Raw genomic sequence first — 5,748 nt, forward strand, 5'->3', positions numbered from 1 at the left:
GGGGTCCAGATCTTGCCGTCCTTGAAGAGCGGATTGCCGCTCTCGATCAATTTGGAGAGCGCATCGACCGTCGCGGTAACCGCGCCAGGCGCGAGATTCTTCGCGTCTTCCAGCGAGACGTCGACGCCGGAGACCGGATTGAGGCCGGCGGCCGCGCGCGTCTTCGGGTCGGATGACGCGCCGATCGAGACGCCGCGCGATGTTCGCCCGGCGGTCGCGTCGCCGGCTTTGCTCTGTTCTCCCGCGCTTTCCTTGCGCTCGGAGGCTTTCTTGCGGTGCTTGCCCGCCTTGGAGGCGAGCGATCGCTGTGATTCGACGGCCTGGGACTCGGCTTCAGCCTCGAGTCCGGCGAGCCAGTCCGCCATCGAACCTTCGCCGGCTTTGCCCTCGAAGGACGTCTGCGGCGCTTCCTCGAAGCCGGAGTTCCTGTTTTGTTTGCTAGGTCTGTTAGCCATGAGATGAATATGAAGAGAGTCCTGCAAAAAGAAAAGAGAGGGATGGCCCAATTCAGAACAAAAACAGAACTGACTTTCGCTCGCGCGAAGCGATTTTTCAGGATGCGTCCGCCCGAATCTGACGTACAAGACAAGCGTTTGGGTCGGTCGATCTCACGGGAGACGCGAAATGCCTTTTTCTTTTTCCCCGGCGGCTTTCTGGCCGGTGGTCATGCTCGTATGCTCCAATGTTTTCATGACCTTCGCGTGGTATGGCCACCTGAAGTTTCGAGGGGCGCCGTTATTGGTCGTCGTCATGGTCAGCTGGGGCATTGCCTTTTTCGAATACTGCCTTGCCGTTCCCGCCAACCGCATCGGCGCGGCTGTTTATTCCACGGCCCAGCTCAAGACGATTCAGGAAGTGATCACGCTCACCGTGTTTACCGGTTTTTCCGTGTTCTGGCTCAAGGAATCCCTGACCTTCAACCATCTGATCGGTTTTGCTCTGATCGCTGCCGGCGCGGCCTTCATATTCCGGGCCTGATCGTCTTCGATGCCGCAGCGTCCGGGCGGGCCGATTGTGCTGGCCCGGACGCTTCAGTTCCTGAGCACAACATAGGCACGGATGAAGCCGTCATAGAGCATGCGGCCGCGCCAGAGGGCAAACGGCCAGACCCACCAGACGAACAGTACCAGAAGCGTGGCGGCGTTGAGCACGAGGATGTCGGCAATGGCGCGCTGGTCGGTTCCCACGGTCTCGAGCAGGGCGACGGCCTCGGAAACGGAGGCGGGCTTCGGCGCGTTGGCGGCAATGGCAAACTGGAAAAGGTTGTTGGCGATCAGAGGCCAGAATTTGAGATATTCCCGCGTGACGGCCTTGCCCGGCGAGAGCGGCGGCGGGTCCCTGGCCAGCGCGTCCGTGGTGACGCGGAGCGCCATGAGCCGCTTGCCGGGCGTCCAGCCGAGGAAGATCGTCGACAGCGCGAGCGCCAGCGGGAAGGCGAGGAGTTGAAGCGTGGAGACCGCCCGCTCGATCAGCGGCGAGGGAAAGACGGGATCGCCATTCCCGTCAAGCTGGACGGCAACCGAACGGGTGAAGGTTCCGCCGTTCTCGCCGGTGCGGGTTTCGGTGACCATGGCCAGGCGCTTTTGCGGCAGGAAGAAACTGTCGACCGTGCAGGACTGCGCGCTCATCTCCGTATCGGCGCCTTCCTCAAGCGGCCAGCTCCGTTCGATCTCGGCAAAGACCGGAAGGCTTCTGTCCGCCGGCTGGCAGATGCGGGTGTGGAAGAAGGAACTGGCGACGCCGTCCCTCAGCCCTGGACTCGCCAATGCCAGCGCGCCGACCGCGAAGGTCGCGAGAACGCCGAAGATGAGAAAATCGACGAGCAGCGCCGCCAGCCGGCGCAGGAACAGGCGCGGCGGGCGCTGGGGAGCTGCGTCCTGGTCGGTCATGCTTCACTGTCCGCTTCGCTGATGGATGGCTGCTTCGCTTTCGGCACGGGAGCGGGCCTGCCGCTGTCGTCCATCGCCACCATCACGAACTCGGCGGCCGTCACCTTCTCGCGGCGCGGCCGGTCATGCCGATGAACCCAGGCCTCGACATTGACCGTTATCGAGGTGCGGCCGATCTTTTTGAACTGAGTATAGACGCAGAGCGTATCGCCGATCTTGACCGGCTTTTCGAAGGTGATCGAGTTGACCGCGACGGTGACCGTGCGCATGCCGGCATGTTCCGAGGCGGCCACGAAGGCGCCGAGATCCATCTGCGACATCACCCAGCCGCCGAAAATGTCTCCGGCCGGATTGGCATTCGCCGGCATCGCCACGGTTCTGAGCGTCAGTTCGCCCTTGGGTCTTTCGTCCACTGATTCCTCTCCTCTGACGGCGCATGCCGCAATCTACCCTCAGGCCGGGCCTGCGCAAGAGCCTGCTGGCGCATCGGCCCGAAAATCGGGTCTGATTTTCGGAAAGCACGATGCGTCGATTCAATAGGTTAGAGCGCCCTGCGTCCGAATGGACGCACAAAGGACGCTCTAATGAGAAGCGCGGCGCGGCAAAGCTTTTGTTTACATATGTCTGTTTTACTCGCTCCCAGGTTTCAACCCTGGGCACGATGAACGGTATGGCGTCTTTTTCTCATCTGCGAAACGCGGCTTCCCTGACGGCTGTCTCCCTGGTCCTTGCCGGTTGCTCGATCGGCGGATTGATGACGTCGTTTTCGGTCGATACCAGCCCCAAGGATACCCAGGTGGTGACCCGCAGCGAGGCGGCCAGGGCGCAGCCTTCCGCCGTGGCTTCCGCGACTGCGCAGCAGCCTTCCGCCGCCGCGCTTGCGCAGGAAGATCCGCCGCCTGAGAGCATCGAGCAGTTGATCGCCGAGACGGAGACCTCCGCCGGCCTGCCGATCGACAGCTATCTCGGTTTCAGCGAAAGCCAGGACAAGGCCGATGTCGCCGCGATTGCGGACGCGGAGGCGAAAACCGCCGAAGCGCAGACGGCGGCGGCCGCGGATCCGGGCATCGACCCGATCAACACGGCTTCGCTTCTGCCGCACGTCGACCCCGGCGCGGGACCTGACGCAGGGCAGGGGGGCGCGGCCGAGCCGAAACAGAACCGCATACCGGGCCTGATGCCGCTGGCCGAGCGGCAATGCCGCAGCGAACTCAACGCCATGGGCGTCACCTTTTCCGAAGTCGAGGCGATCGCGGCCGGCGGCCAGTGCGGCATTGCCTATCCGGTCAAGCTGCAGAAACTGCCGGGCAATATCGCGATCTCGCCGGATGTCACCGTCAATTGCGAGACCGCGCTCGCCTTTGCCCAGTGGGTCCAGAACGACGTGGCGCCTGCGGTGCGCGTGCGTTATCTCACCGGCCTGAAATCGATCGAAACAATGGGCGGCTATTCCTGTCGCCGTGTGAACAACGGCACCAATTCGCGCACCATGTCCGAGCATTCGAAGGGCAATGCCATCGATGTCGGCGGCTTCACGCTCAATACCGGCAAGGCGATCGACGTTTCTCCCAAGGGGTTCTTCGCCTTCCGGGAGAAGGGGCTTTTGAAATCCGTCCGCGCCAGCGGCTGCGCGTATTTCAGCACGGTGCTGGGACCAGGCTATCCCAAGCACGATGACCACTTTCACTTTGATTTGAAGCAGCGCTCGTCCGGCAGGACCTACTGCAACTGATCGCCTCGCTGCCGCAGGCGGGCCGGTAACGGACCGAAGGCCGGGCAGGCGCGTCTTTTCCTCCCGCAATCACCCTGCGTTTCGTCGCAAGCTCCAGAGACGTAACGTTTCGCGCAAGAATGCGTAACGTTACGTGTCGTGTCGACAGGCGGCAGCGTGCCCTGCGCACAAGGCGTGATGTTCGAGAATGTTCGATATCTCGCCCTTAGGTTGCGCTTCGTCTTACTTGGGATTGCTTGCGAGCAGGGCCGTCGGGGAATGCAGACCGGAGCGCGCGGCGGCGCGGAATTTTTTCTTAATGACAAGGCCTGAAGATCGGCATTAAGATCGGATCAGTCTCAGGGAGCTTGAAACGGTTGCGGTACATACAGATATGAACGTCAACGAAGACCGGTGTACGCGGCCCAGAATTTGAAGGACGGACGGAGTTAATAGGAATGATCGCGATGTCGATCCGGATGCAGAACGACCCTTCCAAGAACGGGGGCAATCCGAACCGCGGAACGGCGGTGATCGCGCGCACCAAGCCCAAGACGAAGAAACCCAGCCTCTACCGGGTTCTCCTGTTGAATGATGACTACACACCAATGGAGTTTGTAATCCATATTCTGGAGCGTTTCTTCCAGAAGGATCGCGAGGCGGCGACCCGCATCATGCTGAACGTCCACAATAACGGCGTCGGCGAATGCGGGGTCTTTACCTATGAGGTGGCGGAGACCAAGGTCAGCCAGGTCATGGATTTTGCGCGTCAGCACCAACACCCATTGCAATGTGTCATGGAAAAGAAGTGAGGATCTGATCGTGCCAACATTCTCTCCCAGTCTCGAAAAGGCGCTGCATCAGGCTCTAACCTATGCAAATGACCGGCACCATGAATACGCGACGCTGGAGCACCTGCTCCTGGCGCTGATCGATGATGGAGATGCCGCCGCCGTCATGGGTGCCTGCAATGTCGACCTCGACGCCCTGCGCAAGACGGTCACCGAATATGTCGACACCGAGCTTGCAAATCTGGTGACCGGTTACGACGAGGATTCCAAGCCGACCTCCGGCTTTCAGCGCGTCATCCAGCGCGCGGTGATCCACGTCCAGTCCTCCGGTCGCGAAGAGGTGACGGGCGCCAATGTGCTTGTCGCCATCTTTGCCGAACGCGAAAGCCATGCGGCCTATTTCCTGCAGCAGCAGGAAATGACCCGCTACGATGCTGTCAACTATATCTCGCACGGGATCGGCAAGCGGCCGGGCTCGTCGGAAATCCGTACCCCGCGCGGCGCCAGTTCCGAAAACGAGGATACCGACGGCGCGGCGCAGCAGGCCGAGGAAAACGGGCGCAAGCAGCCCGACGCGCTGAAGGCCTACTGCGTCAATCTCAACGAAAAGGCGATGAGCGGCAAGATCGACCCGCTGATCGGACGCGATGCCGAGGTCAACAGGACCATCCAGGTTCTGTGCCGCCGCTCGAAGAACAACCCGCTTTATGTCGGTGATCCCGGCGTCGGCAAGACGGCGATCGCCGAGGGGTTGGCCAAGCGCATCGTCGACGGCAAGGTGCCCGAGGCGCTGATCGATGCCACGATTTTCTCCCTCGACATGGGCACGCTGCTCGCCGGCACCCGCTATCGCGGCGACTTCGAGGAGCGGCTGAAGCAGGTGGTCAAGGAACTCGAGGAATATGAGGGCGCCGTGCTCTTCATCGACGAGATCCATACCGTGATCGGCGCCGGCGCAACATCCGGCGGCGCGATGGATGCATCGAACCTGCTGAAACCGGCGCTCTCTTCGGGCGCGATCCGCTGCATCGGCTCGACCACCTACAAGGAGTACCGCCAGTTCTTCGAAAAGGATCGCGCGCTGGTGCGCCGGTTCCAGAAGATCGATGTCAACGAACCGTCCGTGGACGATGCCATCGCGATCATGAAGGGCCTGAAGCCCTATTTCGAGGAGTATCACAACCTGCGCTACACCAACGACGCCATCAAGGCGGCGGTGGAACTGTCCGCGCGCTACATCACCGATCGCAAGCTGCCCGACAAGGCCATCGACGTGATCGATGAGAGCGGCGCGGCGCAGATGCTGGTGCCGGTATCGCGCCGTCGCAAGATGATCACCGAAAGGGAGATCGAGGCC

General features: G+C 61.7%; 6 protein-coding genes and 1 pseudogene. 4 read left to right on the forward strand and 3 right to left on the reverse strand.

Annotated elements, in window-relative coordinates:
• Positions 1–455: pseudogene (locus tag AC5DC2_RS18180) on the reverse strand (excinuclease ABC subunit UvrB); the annotation flags it as partial.
• A gap of 169 nt (positions 456–624) precedes the next feature.
• On the opposite strand from AC5DC2_RS18180, the gene AC5DC2_RS18185 reads away from it, so the two are divergent.
• On the forward strand, positions 625–978 hold the full coding sequence (locus AC5DC2_RS18185) for a DMT family protein (protein ID WP_491699493.1): 354 nt from the start codon (positions 625–627) through the stop codon (positions 976–978).
• Between the two features lie 53 nt (positions 979–1,031).
• Here the strand turns inward: AC5DC2_RS18185 and AC5DC2_RS18190 are convergent, their stop codons facing one another.
• The gene (locus AC5DC2_RS18190) at positions 1,032–1,889 is read right to left on the reverse strand and encodes an RDD family protein (RefSeq protein ID WP_024706386.1); all 858 of its coding nucleotides are present in this window, start codon (positions 1,887–1,889) and stop codon (positions 1,032–1,034) included.
• Positions 1,886–2,257, reverse strand: a complete 372-nt coding sequence (locus AC5DC2_RS18195; RefSeq protein ID WP_371260697.1) for an acyl-CoA thioesterase — start codon at positions 2,255–2,257, stop codon at positions 1,886–1,888. Before AC5DC2_RS18195 ends, AC5DC2_RS18190 begins: the two co-directional genes overlap by 4 nt.
• 386 nt (positions 2,258–2,643) lie before the next feature.
• Here AC5DC2_RS18195 and AC5DC2_RS18200 point away from each other — a divergent pair, with 386 nt between their 5' ends.
• The 3 genes from AC5DC2_RS18200 to AC5DC2_RS18210 all read left to right on the forward strand — a co-directional run.
• Entirely contained in the window at positions 2,644–3,621 is a 978-nt protein-coding gene (locus AC5DC2_RS18200) for an extensin-like domain-containing protein (protein WP_491699494.1), read from the forward strand.
• Positions 3,622–4,058: 437 nt separating this feature from the next.
• Positions 4,059–4,412, forward strand: a complete 354-nt coding sequence (gene clpS, locus AC5DC2_RS18205; RefSeq protein WP_024707881.1) for an ATP-dependent Clp protease adapter ClpS — start codon at positions 4,059–4,061, stop codon at positions 4,410–4,412.
• A 10-nt stretch (positions 4,413–4,422) separates the two neighbouring features.
• A partial coding sequence (locus AC5DC2_RS18210) for a Clp protease N-terminal domain-containing protein (RefSeq protein WP_491699495.1) occupies positions 4,423–5,748 on the forward strand: 1,326 nt, incomplete at its 3' end.

It is taken from the genome of Martelella sp., from assembly GCF_984369615.1.